The sequence below is a fragment of the Bacillus infantis genome, assembly GCF_008180445.1.
Classification (GTDB): Bacteria; Bacillota; Bacilli; order Bacillales; family Cytobacillaceae; genus Bacillus_AB; species Bacillus_AB infantis_B.
This window is the reverse complement of the sequence record NZ_VTER01000015.1, coordinates 46,957-61,861: the sequence shown is the minus strand read 5'-3', so window position 1 is coordinate 61,861 and position 14,905 is coordinate 46,957. Positions and strand designations below refer to the sequence as shown.

Genomic DNA, 14,905 nt, shown 5'->3' with positions numbered 1-14,905 from the left:
TGAGCAAGCGCCCTCCGCTTTTCCCTAGCCCAACAAAACATCCTCACCAGGATACCGAATTTTCTCCGGTTTTTGTTTGGCGAAGGAGAAGGCGAGCGTGAGCGGGCCAAGTTTGCCCAGGAACATGATGAAGATGATGATTTCTTTTCCGATTTCCGACAGGTCGGCAGTAATGCCCATGGACAGGCCGACCGTTCCGAAGGCGGATACAACTTCGAAAATAATTTTAATAAATGGCAAATCCTCCGTGATGCTCAGGACAAAGATGGCGATAAAGACGAACAGGATGGAAATCATCGATATGGCCAATGCTTTTGTCAGATAGTTGACGCTGATGGTGCGGCGGAAAATGACGATGTCTTTTTTGCCGCGTATGAATGTAATGACAGCCATGATAATGATGATAAAGGTCGTCAGTTTAATTCCGCCGCCTGTGGACGCGCTCCCCGCGCCCACAAACATTAACAGCAGCATATACAGGACAGTTGCATCCTCTAGCCCGCCTATGTCAACTGAATTGAATCCGGCAGTCCTGGGAGAAACGGCCTGAAAATAGGATGCCCAAAGCTTTTCCCCGCTGGTCAGATGGGCGAGGGTCTGCGGATTATTATATTCTAGATAAAAGATGACAGCCATTGATACAATATTGACCGCAAAAGTGCCCACAATCATCATTTTGGAATGAAGCGACAGCCTTTTGAATTGCTTTGATTTCCACAGATCGGCCAATACGGTAAAACCGAGGCCGCCAATGATGAAGAGCATGGAAATGACAATATTGATGACAGGGTCGCCGACAAATTGACTCAGACCATCCTGCCAGAGCTGGAAGCCGGCATTATTGAAGGCTGAAACAGAGTGGAAGAGGCTGTAATAAAAGCCATCACCCCATCCGTACTTAGGAACCCATCTCAGGCAGAGAAAGAACACGGCGATCGCCTCGATCGTAAAGGAAAAAATAAACAGGTAGCGGACGAGGCGGATGACCCCGCCGACCGACGTCTGGTTCAATGCCTGCTGCAGGACAAGGCGCTCCTTGAACCCGATTTTCCTTCCGAGCATCAAGTAAATCAGCACAGCGAAGGACATGATTCCAAGGCCTCCGAGCTGGATGAGGCACATGATGACAATCTGGCCGAACAAGGTATAGGTAGACGCCGTATCAGCCACTGTCAGCCCTGTCACAGTCATAGCCGAGGTGGCTGTGAACAGGGCATCGATCCATGAGACACCATGAACGGTTGAAAAAGGTAGCTTCAGCAAGGCGGCCCCCAGCAGGATGAAAAACAGGAATATTAGGGTCAAAAGCTGCGGCGGCGTGATATTCAGGTATTTTCGCTTCATGATAGATAGAGCTCCTTTTTCCTCAAATGATGAAAAGCAAATATATTATTGGCCATAAAAAAACCATTCTTATCCACAGAAAAGAATGGTCAATATACGTATTGGCCTTTCTCTCAATATGCTTACGGAGTTAGCTGCCGGATTAGGAATTGAGAGCTTCCTTCCTGGCCCGCGCCAGGATTCACCCCGGGCAGGCGCAAACAGCCTCCTGCCATATTGGTTCCCCCGTTCTTAACATAAGATTCAGCAAAGGTATGAAATTTGAGTGTGATTATACTAATTAAAATACTCCCGCTCATGTGCAAAGTCAATCAGGAAATTGTAAATTTTTTCGAATCAAAAAACCGTGCCGGTGCACGGTTTTTCAAGTCTAATCCTCCAGATGGATACGCCTGTAATCATCCTCCAGAATGCTCATCATGATGGAGTCGTGATATTGGTGATCGTAAAATAAAGCCTCGCGCTGGACGCCTTCCTGCCTGAAGCCGAGCTTTTCGTAAACATGAAGAGCCCGGTCATTATAGTCGAAAACATTCAGCTCGACTCTGTGCAGATTCAGCACACCAAAAGCATAGCCAAGCATCAGTTCCATTGCTTCGCTGCCATAGCCGCGCCCCTGATTCTCTTCCTCGCTGATGTTCACTCGGATATTGGCATTTCGGTTGGTGCTGTCTATATCCTGAAGGGCGATGTCACCAATTACTTCGTTCGTTCCATCAAGGACAATCAATAAGAGGATGGAAGATGAATCCTCCGCTTTTTCTTTAATATAAGAGAAAATCTGATCTTTCGAAAACGCTTTCTTCAGTCCGGTAAGCTTTCTTGACTGTTCATTATAGAGCAGCTTCACATATATATCCGTATCTTCTGTGCTGATGGGCCGCAGATAAATCCGCTCTCCCTGCAGGAACCGTATTGCATCCATTCGTATTCCTCCTTATTTTCTCTTAAATACAATATAATCCAATCCAGCTCATATAAAAATAGATACTTTTTCCCTTTCAGCAATTTAAGCATCAATCATAATTGAAACTTCAAAAGTTGGGTAAATGTAAATGTAATAGCAGTATACTGTTCGGAAAAGGGGGCCTTGGCCAGGATGGAATTTAGAAAAGGAATGCTTGTTTATAATGGAAATGCCGGGCAAAAAAATATGGAAAAGTCGCTGGCAGCCTGTGTTCCGGTCTTGTCTGCAGAACTGGATTCACTGGTTCTGCTGCCAACCAAAAGGGAAGGGCATGCAAGGGAGCTTTGCATGGAATATGGGTCTGAAGTGGATGTTGTTTTCATCCTGGGCGGAGACGGGACGGTACACGAATGCATCAATGGGCTGGCGCCGCTCGGGACCCGGCCGGCCATCGGCATATTGCCTGGAGGTACTTGCAATGATTTTTCAAGAACATTGAACATCCCCCAGGATATCCGTGATGCGGCACTTAGCATGGTTGCAGGGGAAACGGAGCCGGTTGATGTCATGCAGGCAAACGAGGATTATTTCCTCAATTTCTGGGGGATCGGCCTGGTGGCGGAGGCTTCGGAAAATATTAAGGAAACAGAAAAAAACCTGTTTGGGCGGATCAGCTACTTCCTGAGCGCCTTGCGGACAATCAAGGAAATGGAGCCATTCCATGCGTCCATCATAGTTGATGGGAAGGAAATAGAGGAGGATGCTGTCATGATCCTGCTGGCCAATGGCCAGTATATAGGGACCAATGCATTGCCTTTCAGGGATCTCGATTATAATGACGGACTGGCTGATTTATTTATTATAAAAGATGCCAATCTTACGTTAATGAAACAGGCACTTACAGAAGACAGCATGGAAGCGAACGAGAATATTCTTCATTATAAAGGGAAGGAATTACAAGTAAGGACAGACAAGAGGATGGAGGCAGATATGGATGGTGAGGTGTATTCGGCCACTCCCTGCCAGATACGCGTCCATCAGGCACATGTGCAAATGATAAAGCCAGGGCAGCTTTAAGGGCTGTCCTGGCTTATGGTTGTTTCAGGAGGCTCGTTCAGCGCTCCGATTTCTTTCAGGATAAAATAAAATCCGCCTGCAGATACAATGGTAAAGCCCCAATTCAGGATCTGCCTCAGCACGATTCCCTGGTCGAAGGCATCAACCCCGTATTTGCCAATGAGCCAGACCTTAATGGAGGCGAGAAGAATGAACTTCAGAGCAAAGCCCGCCGTAATCAGGCTGAAGATCATCAGTGTTTTGCTTTTAAAGAAAACTTCCTTCATGCTGCCCCTGTCTTTTCCCTGAAGTTCCATAAAATCAAGAGTGAAATAGAGGAAGACTGGCTTTTTCAGTACAATCGTCAGCAAAAACAGGCAGCCCAGCACATAAGAATAAATGACATTATTCCATAGAAGCTGAAGGGCCGACCCGGCGAGCACATCGATCAGGGTGCCGATCACCAGGTTCACAAGAAGGAACAGGCCGAATAGATTGATTTTCTTAAGCTGAAAGAAGCGGTACAGTGTATAGATGATGCCAGGTACGGATGACAGGATCATCGCCAGATAATCACCAAGCATGTCCCGGCCGTAATTCCAAACAACAAGAGGGAGCACAACATAAAAGAGAATGTCTGGCACCATTGAATTTTTCTGCATTTTTTTCGTTCCTGCCTTTTTTAAAAGATTTCTGTAATTAAGTATTCCCCAAAGAAAGTAGATCTCCTTTATTTTCTTAAAGGAGTATACAAAAAAAGAGCCGCTTTGGGCTCTTTTTTATGCTAGGAAGGCTTTCAGCATCCAGATTTTCTTTTCCAGATCTTCAATCAGCCCAATGGCAAGATCTTCTGTGACCGGGTCATTTTCTTCCTCGGCGAGTCCTGCCAATTCTTTTAGTTCCGTACTGATCGTGCTGTAGTCCGATATAAGGGCAGCAACCATTTCTTCTGCTGTTTCTTCACTGCCGTTATCCTTGATAGACGCATATTCAAGGAACTCGCTCATTGTGGCAATCGGCCTGCTTCCTGCTGCCAATGCCCGTTCTGCAATTGTATCCACATTCGCTGCTGCTTCATTGTAAAGCTCTTCGAATTTCCCGTGCAGGGTGAAAAATGCAGGTCCTTTTACAAACCAGTGAAAACGGTGAAGTTTGGTATATAGGACGCTCCAGTTAGCGATTTGTTTATTCAGGCTGTTTGTCAAAGTCATAAATATTTCCTCCTCGTTTTGTGTGTAACTATATTATATCAAATATTATTTTATAATCAATACTTATTTATAATAATTATAAATAAAAAATTAATATAAAAAAAACGGCCATTAGAGGGCCGTTTTCGATCAGACAGTTTTTTTCTTTTTACGCATAACCAGATAGATAATATACACGATGACGATCAGGGCGCCGCCTACGAGTGTAAGCATCCCGAAGTTCTCTTCAATGAATGGACGCGCCTGGGCGCCAAGTACCATAATAAGGGCAGCTTCAAGGAAGAAGCGGGCGCCTCTGCCTATGATGGACCAGATGACGAGGGTCCGGAGCCGCACTGTTGTAATGCCGGCAAAAATGGTGAACACTTTATAAGGAATTGGGGTAAAGCCTGCAATAAGGATGGCTACTGGCCCGTATTTATTGAAATAGTTCTCGACTTTCTGGATTCTTTCTTCAGAGATGATGTACCGCAAAACAGGGCGTCCCAGTTTTTTACCGATGAACCATCCGAGAATGGCGCCAAGGACAGATGCCACAGTTGTGATGAACGCATACCAGATGACGCGGTCGGGATTGGAAATGCCCATTGGGATTAATAGTACATCCGGAGGGATAGGGAAGAAGGATGAGTCGGCAAAGGACACAAAAAACAATCCAAAGATACCATACTCCATAAGCCATTCTTCGATCGTGTGAATCAATTCTGACATAACGGATCTCCTTTAGCAGCTTCGTTAAATATCCTCAAGCCCCTTGTACAGAGAGCTGAAGGACAGCACACGAGAAGTATATCATTTACTGTCTGCCAAGTCATGCAGGAGTCCGATAATTACATTAATTTTCATAAAAGGCAAGGGGGGCTTTACCGCTGGCCGGCTGATCCGGTTTTTCCTTTACTCGGTAAGAATAATAGGGTATACAGCTGCCTCGCAAGAAGATAAATGAATGCCCCGATCAGGATGGCGAACAGGTCGAGCCAGAGACCATCCTGGTATCTTTCAGGCTGCTTGAACCAGTCAAGCGATGTCAATCCCGAGATAAAAGCAGCCGGGACGAGGATGACCACCCAGGGGCTCTGCAGCCACTTCACTTTATAAGCCTGTGACACAGCTTCATACAATATCTCTGCGATCCCTGCAAGGAAGAACACAAGCATATAAGTGGTAAAAAGGTAGCCTGGTTCCAGGCCGAACTCATACTGCGGATTATAATACACCATAGCCTCGTATGATAGGAGATGTAGGGCAGCCGTCAGAAAAATCGTGCTGAAGAGGAACCTGAAAATTTTATAAAAAGGAAAAACGGCTTTCTTCAGCTCTGAGCTGATTCGTTTTTCATTCCCGAAGCATCTGATTGCTTCCCCGGCGGCTTCCTCCTCTGACCAGCCGAAGGCCATCAGCTCTTTTGCATGCTCTTCAAGATGGGAGGTCATCTCAAGCCTCAGTTCTTCCCTTTCAGCATTGTCCATCGGCAGGCCATCAACGATATTATCAATATATTGATATATTGTCTTCATGAGTACCCCTCCGAAAATTTGTGGATCAAATCGCTGATCTTGTTCCAGTTTTTGAGCTTTTTGCCCAATTCTTTGCGACCGTCTTCGGTGATGCTGTAATACTTCCGCCTGCTGGCTTCAAGCTCCTGATGCCAGTAAGAATTGACAAACCCTTTTGCCTCCAGCCGCTTAAGGGCAGGATACAGAGTTCCTTCATTCATGCTGTATGCTTCATCGCTTTTTTTGCGGATTTCCTTTGTCATTTCATATCCATAGCTGTCTTTTTCAGAAAGAAGGGATAATAAAAGAATATCGATGCTTCCTTTTAAAAGTTCTTTATCCACCAAGGGTACCTCCAGGTTCATTTGTATACATTGTACTTCAATGTACATTGTATTACAAGGTAAAGGACGAAGGGTAATGAAATCAGTTACAATGGGTATAGAGATAACAAAGGAGTTTTTATATGGACTATTTACTGTTTTTATTGCTGGGCGGAGTGATCAGCGTCCTCTCCGGCTTCTTTGGAGTAGGAGGAGGATTCATCCTGACGCCTGTTCTGCTATTGATCGGGTTTGCACCCCTTGAGGCGATTGCAACCAGTCTTTTTTTCTCGATCGGCACTTCACTGTCGGGTATCGGCGCCCATTTCAGGCTGAAAAATATTCTTTGGAAGGAAGGGGCAATACTCGGGGTGAGCGGTATGCTTGCCACCCAGGCCGCAAAGCCTCTGGTGCTTTTACTGAGTGAAAAGGGACTTGATGCAACCGTTATACCGGCATGCTATATTGTCTTGCTTTCCTATTTCGCGTTCACCATGTTCCGTCAGGGCAAAAAGACCGATGAACAGTCCCATGAGGGCAGGCCATCCCTTGCGCGAATGCTGCTGATCGGATTTTCAGGCGGTTTTGTTTCGGCAGCTTTAGGGGTTGGGGGAGGATTCATCATGGTGCCCCTGTCGATTGCCTTCCTGGGACTGCAGCCGAGAAAGGCAGTGGGGACAAGCCTGTTTGCTGTCCTGCTGATTGTCAGCACTGGATTCCTGTCGTATGCATCTGCTGTGGAAATCAGCTATCTGACTGCCATCCTGCTTGTCGCCGGCGGCCTTGTCGGATCCCAGGCCGGCGCATGGCTGACCAATTTTTATAAAAACAAGGACATCAGCCTGCTGCTTTCAGGATTGTATATCGCGACCCTCCTAAGCGTTGTTTTCAAGCTGGTCCATCACAATCTGATCGGAATTGTCCTGCTGAGCCTGTTTATTGCTTATTTCTTTTTCCTGTCACTTTCGAAGATCATCAGGAAAAAGGAAGCAGAGGCATAGAGGCAGGAGGGGAGGGTGCTTTGCCCTCCTCTTTTTGTTGATCCTACATTTTCTTTGGCGCTGTTATTCCAAGCAGCCGCAGTCCTTCTTCAAGGACAAGGGATACAGCCCGGACAAGGCTGAGTCTTGTCTCAAGCCCCGGCGTATCGTCCAGTATCCGGATCTGCCCATAATATTTATTGAAGCTCTGTGCCACATTGATGATATACTTGGCAATCACTGAAGGCGAATAATGCTTATAGGCTTCTTCAATCTTCCCGGGAAAGAGGCTGAGCTGCTTGAGCAGATCCCAGCTGTAAGGGTCGCTGAGCCCCTGCTTCATCACTCCGGCTGTCCCGGCTTTTTGAAGGATGGAGTGTGCCCTGGCATTTGTGTACTGGATATAAGGGCCGGTTTCACCTTCAAATGTAAGCATTTCTTCCAAAGAAAATTCAATATGGTTGAGGCGGTCATTTTTCAAGTCGTGAAAAAGGACTGCTCCGATGCCGACAGCGGCAGCGGTTTCTTCCTTCTGCTCAAGAGAAGGATTCTTGCGGCAGATATTCTCATAGGCAAGCTCGGCCGCTTCATTCAGAACATCCTCAAGCAGGACGACCCTGCCTTTCCTCGTAGACATTTTCTTCCCGTCCTTCAGATAAAGCCCGAAAGGTATATGATGCATATTTTCTGCCCACTGAAAGCCCAGCTTTTTCAGCACAAGCTTCAGCTGCCTGAAGTGGACGGACTGCTCCTGCCCGACGACATACAGGCTTTCAGAAAAGTGATAGTTTTCCTGCCGGAAGATCGCAGCGGCCAGGTCGCGGGTTGCATACAGGGTCGCTCCATCCGATTTCTTGATCAGGCAGGGAGGGAGGCCGTGTTCTTCCAAAGGGACCACCTCTGCTCCATGGGATTGGGTGAGGAGATTCCGGGACTGGAGGAGCTCTACGGCTTTTTCCATTTTATCGTTGTAAAAGGCCTCTCCGTTATAGGAATCAAAAGAGATGCCCAACAGATCATAGATCCGGTTGAACTCTTTCAATGATTCCTCCCTGAACCAGCTCCATAGCGCAAAAGCCTCTTCATTACCCCGTTCAAGCTCCCGGAACCAGCGGCGCGCTTCGTCTTCGAGACCAGGATCTTTCTCTGCCTCCTCATGGAAACGGATATAAAGCTTGAACAGTTCGGCGATCGGCTTTTCTTTCACAGTGCCGGGGCTGCCCCATTTTTTATAGGCGGTAATCAGCTTGCCGAACTGGGTTCCCCAATCGCCGAGATGGTTGATCCTGATGACTTCATAGCCGCATTTTTCAGCAATCAGGCTGATGCTGTTTCCGATGACGGTTGAACGCAGATGGCCCATTGAAAACGGCTTGGCGATATTGGGTGCAGAGAAATCGATAGTGACAGTCTTTCCTGTGCCGATGCTGCTATTGCCGTATAGGAAGCCGGCTTCAAGAAGGGACTGCAGGATTTTCAAGCCAGCCTTCTCCTTCGAGAAGAAAATATTCAGGTACGGGCCATGTGCCTCTGCCCGGTCAATGAGGCTGTGCTGCAGTTTTTCGGCGGCTTCAGCAGCTATCACAGCAGGCGCCTGCTTCATTTTTTTTGCAAGGGTGAAGCAGGGAAATGCGAGGTCGCCGTGCTCCGTATTCTTTGGCACTTCAATCAATCCGGCAAGCTCAGCAGCTGTGAGCTGGTCTTCAAACAGTTCCATAAGCGCTTCAGTAAAAATGGCTTTCAGTTTGATCATGGGATCTTTCTCCTTCCAGTCGTTTTGATTGAACGCAAAAAAGCCCGCCTCTTATAAAAGAGACGAGCTTTATACCCGCGGTGCCACTCTGATTGTCCATAGGACCTCTTGACATGATAACGGGGGATTGCCCCGGCAGGGCCTACTTTGACTTTCGGCCCGGCATCTCCGAAGTGCGCTTCATAAAAGGGTCCCTGCAGGCTTTCACCATCCCTGCATCGCTTCAGGGGACCGCCCTTTACTACTCTCTTCATCATTGATTGAATATATCGCTGCGTTGAATATTACACGTATTATATCCTATTGTATAAAAATTGCAAGATTATTGTGAATCGGATGAAAACATATAGGTTTTATGATGGAAGCGGATGCTGAAGATCAAGCCCATCGCAAACATATTGCCCATCAGCGAGCTTCCGCCATAGCTGATGAATGGAAGCGGAATCCCTGTGATCGGCAGCAGCTGTATGGTCATGCCGATGTTCTGGAACACATGGAAGGTGATCATACTGATGATCCCCGTACAAATATAAGTATTATAAGGATCCTTGGTTTCCATGGCCGTCTTGGTCAAATGATAGATTAAGAGGAAGAAAAGGCTGATGACGATGCTTGCCCCAAGGAAGCCGTATTCCTCTCCGATGACGCTGAAGATGAAATCGGAATGATTGTCGGGGATATTGACCTGTCTGTCGCCGACCCCTTTCCCTGTTATAAGGCCGGAGCCAATAGCCTGGAGCGAGCGCAGCAGCTGAAGGCCGGCAGACTGCCCATAGCTCTCGGGATCGAGCCATGAATAGATCCGGTCAAATTGATAAGGATCGACCTTTAAATATTTTTCAATAACGTCAGGCGCCCAAATGACCAGGTAAAGAACGCTGGCAGCAAACCCGATGCCTGCACTGTAGATGGGCAGCAGAATCTTCCATGAAATCCCGGAGACGAAGATGATCCCGAGCATGATGGCAATGATGACGAGGGCAGTCCCCAAGTCCTGAACAAGGATGAGGCCGAGCGGCAAAGCAGTCACAGCGCCAAGCTTGATCAGAAGATAAAAGTCTGTCTTCAGCGTTTTCCGGATAAATTTCTCGTGATGGGAGGCGATCAGCTTGCTGAGTGCCATGATCAGGAATACTTTAACAAATTCGGATGGCTGGATTGAACCGACATGGGGGATGACAAACCAGCTTTTTGCTCCTTTGATTACGGGAGCGATGCTGCTGGGGGCGAGGGCAAGCGCGACAAGCAGGAGTATGCCGAAAGCATAGAGGATCCAGGAAAGCTTCCTGAATTGCTCACTGTCGAAATACATGGTCACGCCCGCGATGAAAGCGCCGACACCATACCAGAAAATCTGCATCAGCAAGAAATTTTTATCATATTGCTGCAAGGTTTGGGCGCTGTAAATCGCTGTACAGCTGACTATGGCAAATAACAGCAGCAGAAAGCTCAGCGTCCAGTCGAAGCGGTCGGAAGGCTTAAGTGAACGATCCATTATAAAATACACCCTGTTTCATTTCAGTTTGGCCATTGTGTATATAAGCCGCCCCTCTGCAGGGGGAGGCAAGTGGATTCTGGCGAAAGTCCGGATTGGTTTTTTAATTTCAGAAAGCGGCTAATAGTATAGACGTATCTGCCAGGCAGATTGTTTCCTTAAAAGGAGATTTTTTCAAACTCAATAGGAAAAATAGAGTATTTATGATGGTCATATTTTTGCTCAGTCTGCTGATGCTTTAATGTCAAATGAATGAGCACCGTCATTCTTGCATTGTGAAGTCCGCCATAAATTGGAAAGTTACAGCCGATTTATATTTTTATTAAAACTAAGAAATTTTCAATGTTTTTTGCTAAAATAGGGATATTGTATCCGGACGGGCATGGCAGCTTAGCGTGAAGCTAGGCTGTGCACTTTAATAGATCAGAAGATGCATTAAACTTCGACAACTGTTCAGCCCCGCGCTCCATCGGCTCAGAAATCATCTTTTTTCATTTTTATTCGGAGGTTCTGCTATTGAAAAAGAATCATAACAGCTCGCGTGATCTCATATATGTCCACTTAAATGAACAGGAAAATTACGTAATGTCTTACGGCATTGAATTTGAGGAGTTTGCCCGTTCACTGTCAGATGTAATGGCGAATCTCCTGCTGCTGAAGCATGGATTTGATGATGGGGAATTTAACCGGCATACGCTCCTGGAGTATGTTCCGTATGAAAAGCTGAATAAGCTGCTTTCTGATGATGTCTACAACTATGGCGACTTCTGCTGGATTGATTTTGAAGAGCTTGACGGGCTGAACGAGCTGCCGGGCCAGACCATTGCAGAGTTATTGTATCTGGGACATCTGAAGGAGCACCTGAAAGCGCCATTTTATAACTATCTTGGCAACCGCTTTGTGTACTTGGCCCATGATGACGGCTGGTATAACAAAACCTATTACCGGGATATGGCTGATTTTTACCGCCTGCTGAGCCAGCTGATCCCTGAAAAGCTGAGCGAAATCAAGCCGGAAAAATCACTTCTCGGCCTGCGGAAGAAAGGTTCATTCCCGCCGGTGCCGCAAGAAGCCATTTCCTACATGAAAGACATGATGAGGGAAGGCGCCGTCATCTCCATCAGACAGACCGATCAAAATCGTGCGCGGATTGAAATCCCCATCTGGGTGATCGGCGACTTCGCCAATATGGATGACATGTACGAAGAATACGAAAGCATCGCAAAAGAAAAATGTGAAGCCAAGCTTGTGTTTGATAAAAAAACACGGGAATGGAAGCTGTATGCGAGATGAAGAAAGCCCGGCAGAGTGCCGGGCTTTTGTTTTTTTTGGATGGAATTTTAATTTTGATGAATAGAGGGTGTCAGTGAGGAGACTAAGACCCTCTAAAAGAGTTTTTGTGAAACAGAGGGTGCCAGTGAGCCTGACTAAAGCCCTCTAGAAGAGTTTTTGTGAGACAGAGGGTGCCAGTGAGCCCGACTAAGACCCTCTAGAAGAGTTTTTGTGAAACAGAGGGTGCTAGTGAGCCCGACTAAGGCCCTCTAGAAGAGTTTTTGTGAAACAGAGGGTGCCAGTGAGGCCGACTAAGGCCCTCTAGAAGAGTTTTTGTGAAACAGAGGGTGCTAGTGAGCCTGACTAAAGCCCTCTAGAAGAGTTTTATTAAAACAGAGGGTGCTAGTGAGCCTGACTAAAGCCCTCTAGAAGAGTTTTATTAAAACAGAGGGTGCTAGTGAGGCCGACTAAGACCCTCTAAAGGAGTTTTAACAAAACAGAGGGTGCCAGTGTCCGTTCACTCTTCTGCACCTCAAATCCCCCCGTCAACCGAAAGATACCCGCACTCCGCCTCGCCCCTAATACCGCAATTTCAAAAGAACATCCCGTACCGCTTTATCCTCCATGATCGTATCTTTATATTTCTGTGTAATTTCGGTAAGGGCGACATCATGATAGAAGAACTCAGCGAAAAACTTCACGAGCGGCCTTGAACGGGTCGTGATGGCATTCCATTTGCCGGCTTCCATGCCGGCGAACAGCATTTCTTCTTCGTCGATGATGGCAATCCTGCTTCTTTCGAGTGTTTCATGATGCTTGTCCGGAATCAGGACCGAGACGGACGGGAGGCTTGTTTCGATATTTCCGATAGAGTGGACATGGATACTGACGCCGCTTTCGTGCTTTTCCTCCAGCAGCTCCGCATACTTCTCCAAATCATCGCCCCAGGCAGAGATGATGATTTTTCTTTCCGCCCTGCCGAGCATTTCCTCCAGCAGGGAGAGGATGGAGTGATTATCCTTCAAGGTCCACACCCGGTCATCCGCGACAGGTTTTTTGACGGCTGCCTCCCGCAGCTCCTGGACGCTGGTTTCGAAATCTGCTTTCAGCCTGCTGATCACCGATTCCACGGGAAGGGCGGTGTACAAACGCTTTTTTTCTACCGTCGTTTCAAGGATGATGCCTTTCTCTGCCAGGCGGTGAATTACTTCATACACCTTTGAGCGGGGGACGGCAGAGAGCTTGACGATCCCTGTGGCGTCCAGAGGCTGGTCCGCGGAAATAAGCGCCTGATAAATTTGGCTTTCATATTGGGTAAACCCGAATTGCTGCAGCATAGACAGAACTCCTGAGTCAGTTTTTCTTAATAATATCATATCTTTTCCGCTAAATCGCACTGGGAAAATTAACACTTGCACCTATCCCTATAAAAAGTTACCATTGTGGTGGTAACTAATTGAGAGGTGTATAAAATGGATAAACGTGTGTATCTTTTGACGATCGTTTCCTTTGTAGTCGGGATGGTCGAGCTTATTATAGGAGGAATCATTGATCTGGTTGCGGCCGATCTTCATGTCAGCATCGGAAAAGCGGGCCTTTTGATCAGTGTGTTTTCGATTGTATATGCTGTCGCGGCACCGATTCTGCTGACAGCAACCGGGGGAGTGGAAAGGAAAAAGCTGACGCTCATGGCTCTGCTCGTATTCCTGGCAGGGAATATTCTGGCTTTCCTGAGCCCAAGTTATAGTATTCTTTTTCTTGCAAGGGTCGTATCCGCGGCGAGCGGATCTTTGCTTGTTGTGCTGTGCATCACGATCGCATCGAATATTGTGCAGGAAAAATACCGCGCACGGGCGATCGGCATCGTGTTTATGGGCGTAAGTGCTTCACTTGTTCTTGGCATTCCGGCCGGGCTTATGCTTGGTAATGAATTTGGCTGGAGGGCGCCGTTCCTGTTGATTGCTGTCCTGACCTGCCTGTCGATAGCAGGTGTGTACTTTTTCATGGACCGGATTGAGCCGAAAGCTGCCATATCCATCAGGCAGATGTTCGCTGCGCTGAAGAACCGGAAAATTCTATTCGCCCAGCTGGCCTCTTTCCTCTTTTTAGCAGGGCACCTGACACTGTATGGATATCTGACTCCATTCTTAAAGACCGTCCTGGGAATGGACGGAAACTGGGTCAGCATCATGTATCTGCTGTTCGGTATTGCAGCGGTCGCCGGCGGCGGTGCAGGCGGTTATCTCGCCGACCGCTTCGGGACAAAGCCGACAATTTTAGCCATTATCGTGCTGTTTGCGGCTGCACTGTTCTCGATTCCGCATACTGCCTTTTCCCTGCCGCTGTTCATTGCGGTCATGATTATCTGGAGCATGCTGAGCTGGGCAATCACACCGGCCTTGCAGAGCTATTTGATAGAGACATCGCCGGAAACTTCGGATATACAGCAAAGCTTGAATAACTCAGCCCTGCACTTTGGGATTGCCTTTGGGTCTCTGATCGGGGGAATTGTAATTGAACAGGCTTCAGTCGAGTGGAACGCTTCGGCAGGGGGAGTCTTCATCCTCTTAGCGCTTGGCGCTGCCGCTTTCTCGATGGCAGGATTGAAGAGCAGGCGGCCGGCAAGAAGCAGCAGCCCGACCGTCTAGCAAAAAGGGCCTGCCCGGTCTTCTTCCGGACGGCCCTTTTTCTGCTAGTTTTAAAGAAGAAATAGTGTATAATGGCGATAGCGGAAAATTTCATACATATGCAGAAACAGGTGTTTTTCTTTGAAAGACTTAAAAGGGAAGTTGGTGCAAATTCCAACGCGGTCCCGCCACTGTAAATGGGAGCAAGCTGCAGAAGCCACTGTACGGGATGTATGGGAAGGGGCAGCGAGCATTGACCATGAGCCAGGAGACCTGCCTGATTCTTATGCACCCATAAACCTACGAGGATAGGGAGGTGTACGGCAGCCTTTTGGAATCTTTTATTTTGAATCTGCGCACGCCGTGCAAAGCATCTCCATGTTTATTGGGGATGCTTTTTTTTGGTTCCAAAGGATGCTGGTCCCTTTTTGGGCATAAGAC

Annotated in this window: 14 protein-coding genes, 2 riboswitches and 1 other annotated feature; of the genes, 4 read left to right on the top strand and 10 right to left on the bottom strand. The window is 47.4% G+C overall.

Going from position 1 to position 14,905, the window contains the following annotated elements; translation table 11 throughout:
- Positions 1–24: 24 nt before the first annotated feature.
- Positions 25–1,344: a TrkH family potassium uptake protein gene (locus tag FZD51_RS22820; RefSeq protein ID WP_148976843.1), complete on the bottom strand. Its 1,320-nt coding sequence runs from the start codon at positions 1,342–1,344 to the stop codon at positions 25–27.
- A gap of 105 nt (positions 1,345–1,449) precedes the next feature.
- Positions 1,450–1,603: riboswitch (cyclic di-AMP (ydaO/yuaA leader) on the bottom strand.
- A 111-nt stretch (positions 1,604–1,714) separates the two neighbouring features.
- Positions 1,715–2,269 carry a GNAT family N-acetyltransferase gene (locus FZD51_RS22815; RefSeq protein WP_148976842.1) on the bottom strand — a complete coding sequence of 185 codons (555 nt, stop codon included), beginning with the start codon at positions 2,267–2,269 and terminating at the stop codon, positions 1,715–1,717.
- Between the two features lie 174 nt (positions 2,270–2,443).
- Here FZD51_RS22815 and FZD51_RS22810 point away from each other — a divergent pair, with 174 nt between their 5' ends.
- On the top strand, positions 2,444–3,328 hold the full coding sequence (locus FZD51_RS22810; RefSeq protein ID WP_148976841.1) for a diacylglycerol/lipid kinase family protein: 885 nt from the start codon (positions 2,444–2,446) through the stop codon (positions 3,326–3,328).
- Here FZD51_RS22810 and FZD51_RS22805 read toward each other — a convergent pair.
- From FZD51_RS22805 to FZD51_RS22785, 5 genes are all read right to left on the bottom strand, one after another.
- On the bottom strand, positions 3,325–3,969 hold the full coding sequence (locus FZD51_RS22805; RefSeq protein WP_262381069.1) for a VC0807 family protein: 645 nt from the start codon (positions 3,967–3,969) through the stop codon (positions 3,325–3,327). The genes FZD51_RS22810 and FZD51_RS22805 overlap by 4 nt on opposite strands.
- Positions 3,970–4,086: 117 nt before the next feature.
- Positions 4,087–4,518 carry a Dps family protein gene (locus tag FZD51_RS22800; RefSeq protein WP_148976840.1) on the bottom strand — a complete coding sequence of 144 codons (432 nt, stop codon included), beginning with the start codon at positions 4,516–4,518 and terminating at the stop codon, positions 4,087–4,089.
- A gap of 129 nt (positions 4,519–4,647) precedes the next feature.
- Positions 4,648–5,229, bottom strand: coding sequence for a YqaA family protein (locus FZD51_RS22795; RefSeq protein WP_148976839.1), 582 nt, complete (start codon positions 5,227–5,229; stop codon positions 4,648–4,650).
- A 152-nt stretch (positions 5,230–5,381) separates the two neighbouring features.
- Positions 5,382–6,035 carry a permease prefix domain 1-containing protein gene (locus tag FZD51_RS22790; protein ID WP_148976838.1) on the bottom strand — a complete coding sequence of 218 codons (654 nt, stop codon included), beginning with the start codon at positions 6,033–6,035 and terminating at the stop codon, positions 5,382–5,384.
- Complete coding sequence (locus FZD51_RS22785; RefSeq protein ID WP_262381068.1) at positions 6,032–6,358, bottom strand: PadR family transcriptional regulator; 327 nt, start codon at positions 6,356–6,358, stop codon at positions 6,032–6,034. The genes FZD51_RS22790 and FZD51_RS22785 overlap by 4 nt, the downstream gene beginning before the upstream one ends.
- Before the next feature lie 122 nt (positions 6,359–6,480).
- On the opposite strand from FZD51_RS22785, the gene FZD51_RS22780 reads away from it, so the two are divergent.
- Positions 6,481–7,338, top strand: coding sequence for a sulfite exporter TauE/SafE family protein (locus tag FZD51_RS22780; RefSeq protein ID WP_148976836.1), 858 nt, complete (start codon positions 6,481–6,483; stop codon positions 7,336–7,338).
- A 43-nt stretch (positions 7,339–7,381) separates the two neighbouring features.
- Here the strand turns inward: FZD51_RS22780 and argS are convergent, their stop codons facing one another.
- Together argS and FZD51_RS22770 are read right to left on the bottom strand one after the other, a co-directional pair.
- The gene (argS, locus tag FZD51_RS22775; protein WP_420886297.1) at positions 7,382–9,067 is read right to left on the bottom strand and encodes an arginine--tRNA ligase; all 1,686 of its coding nucleotides are present in this window, start codon (positions 9,065–9,067) and stop codon (positions 7,382–7,384) included.
- A 58-nt stretch (positions 9,068–9,125) separates the two neighbouring features.
- Positions 9,126–9,336 (bottom strand) — a binding site (T-box leader).
- Between the two features lie 56 nt (positions 9,337–9,392).
- Entirely contained in the window at positions 9,393–10,565 is a 1,173-nt protein-coding gene (locus tag FZD51_RS22770; protein WP_148976834.1) for an FtsW/RodA/SpoVE family cell cycle protein, read from the bottom strand.
- Positions 10,566–11,081: 516 nt separating this feature from the next.
- Here FZD51_RS22770 and FZD51_RS22765 point away from each other — a divergent pair.
- The gene (locus FZD51_RS22765) at positions 11,082–11,858 is read left to right on the top strand and encodes a hypothetical protein (RefSeq protein WP_022543240.1); all 777 of its coding nucleotides are present in this window, start codon (positions 11,082–11,084) and stop codon (positions 11,856–11,858) included.
- A 557-nt stretch (positions 11,859–12,415) separates the two neighbouring features.
- On the opposite strand, the gene FZD51_RS22760 is transcribed toward FZD51_RS22765, so the two are convergent.
- On the bottom strand, positions 12,416–13,174 hold the full coding sequence (locus tag FZD51_RS22760; protein WP_148976833.1) for a TrmB family transcriptional regulator: 759 nt from the start codon (positions 13,172–13,174) through the stop codon (positions 12,416–12,418).
- Between the two features lie 135 nt (positions 13,175–13,309).
- On the opposite strand from FZD51_RS22760, the gene FZD51_RS22755 reads away from it, so the two are divergent.
- Positions 13,310–14,485 (top strand): MFS transporter, encoded by a 1,176-nt coding sequence (locus FZD51_RS22755; RefSeq protein WP_148976832.1) that lies wholly within the window; start codon positions 13,310–13,312, stop codon positions 14,483–14,485.
- A gap of 91 nt (positions 14,486–14,576) precedes the next feature.
- Positions 14,577–14,759: riboswitch (cobalamin riboswitch) on the top strand.
- Positions 14,760–14,905 lie beyond the last annotated feature (146 nt).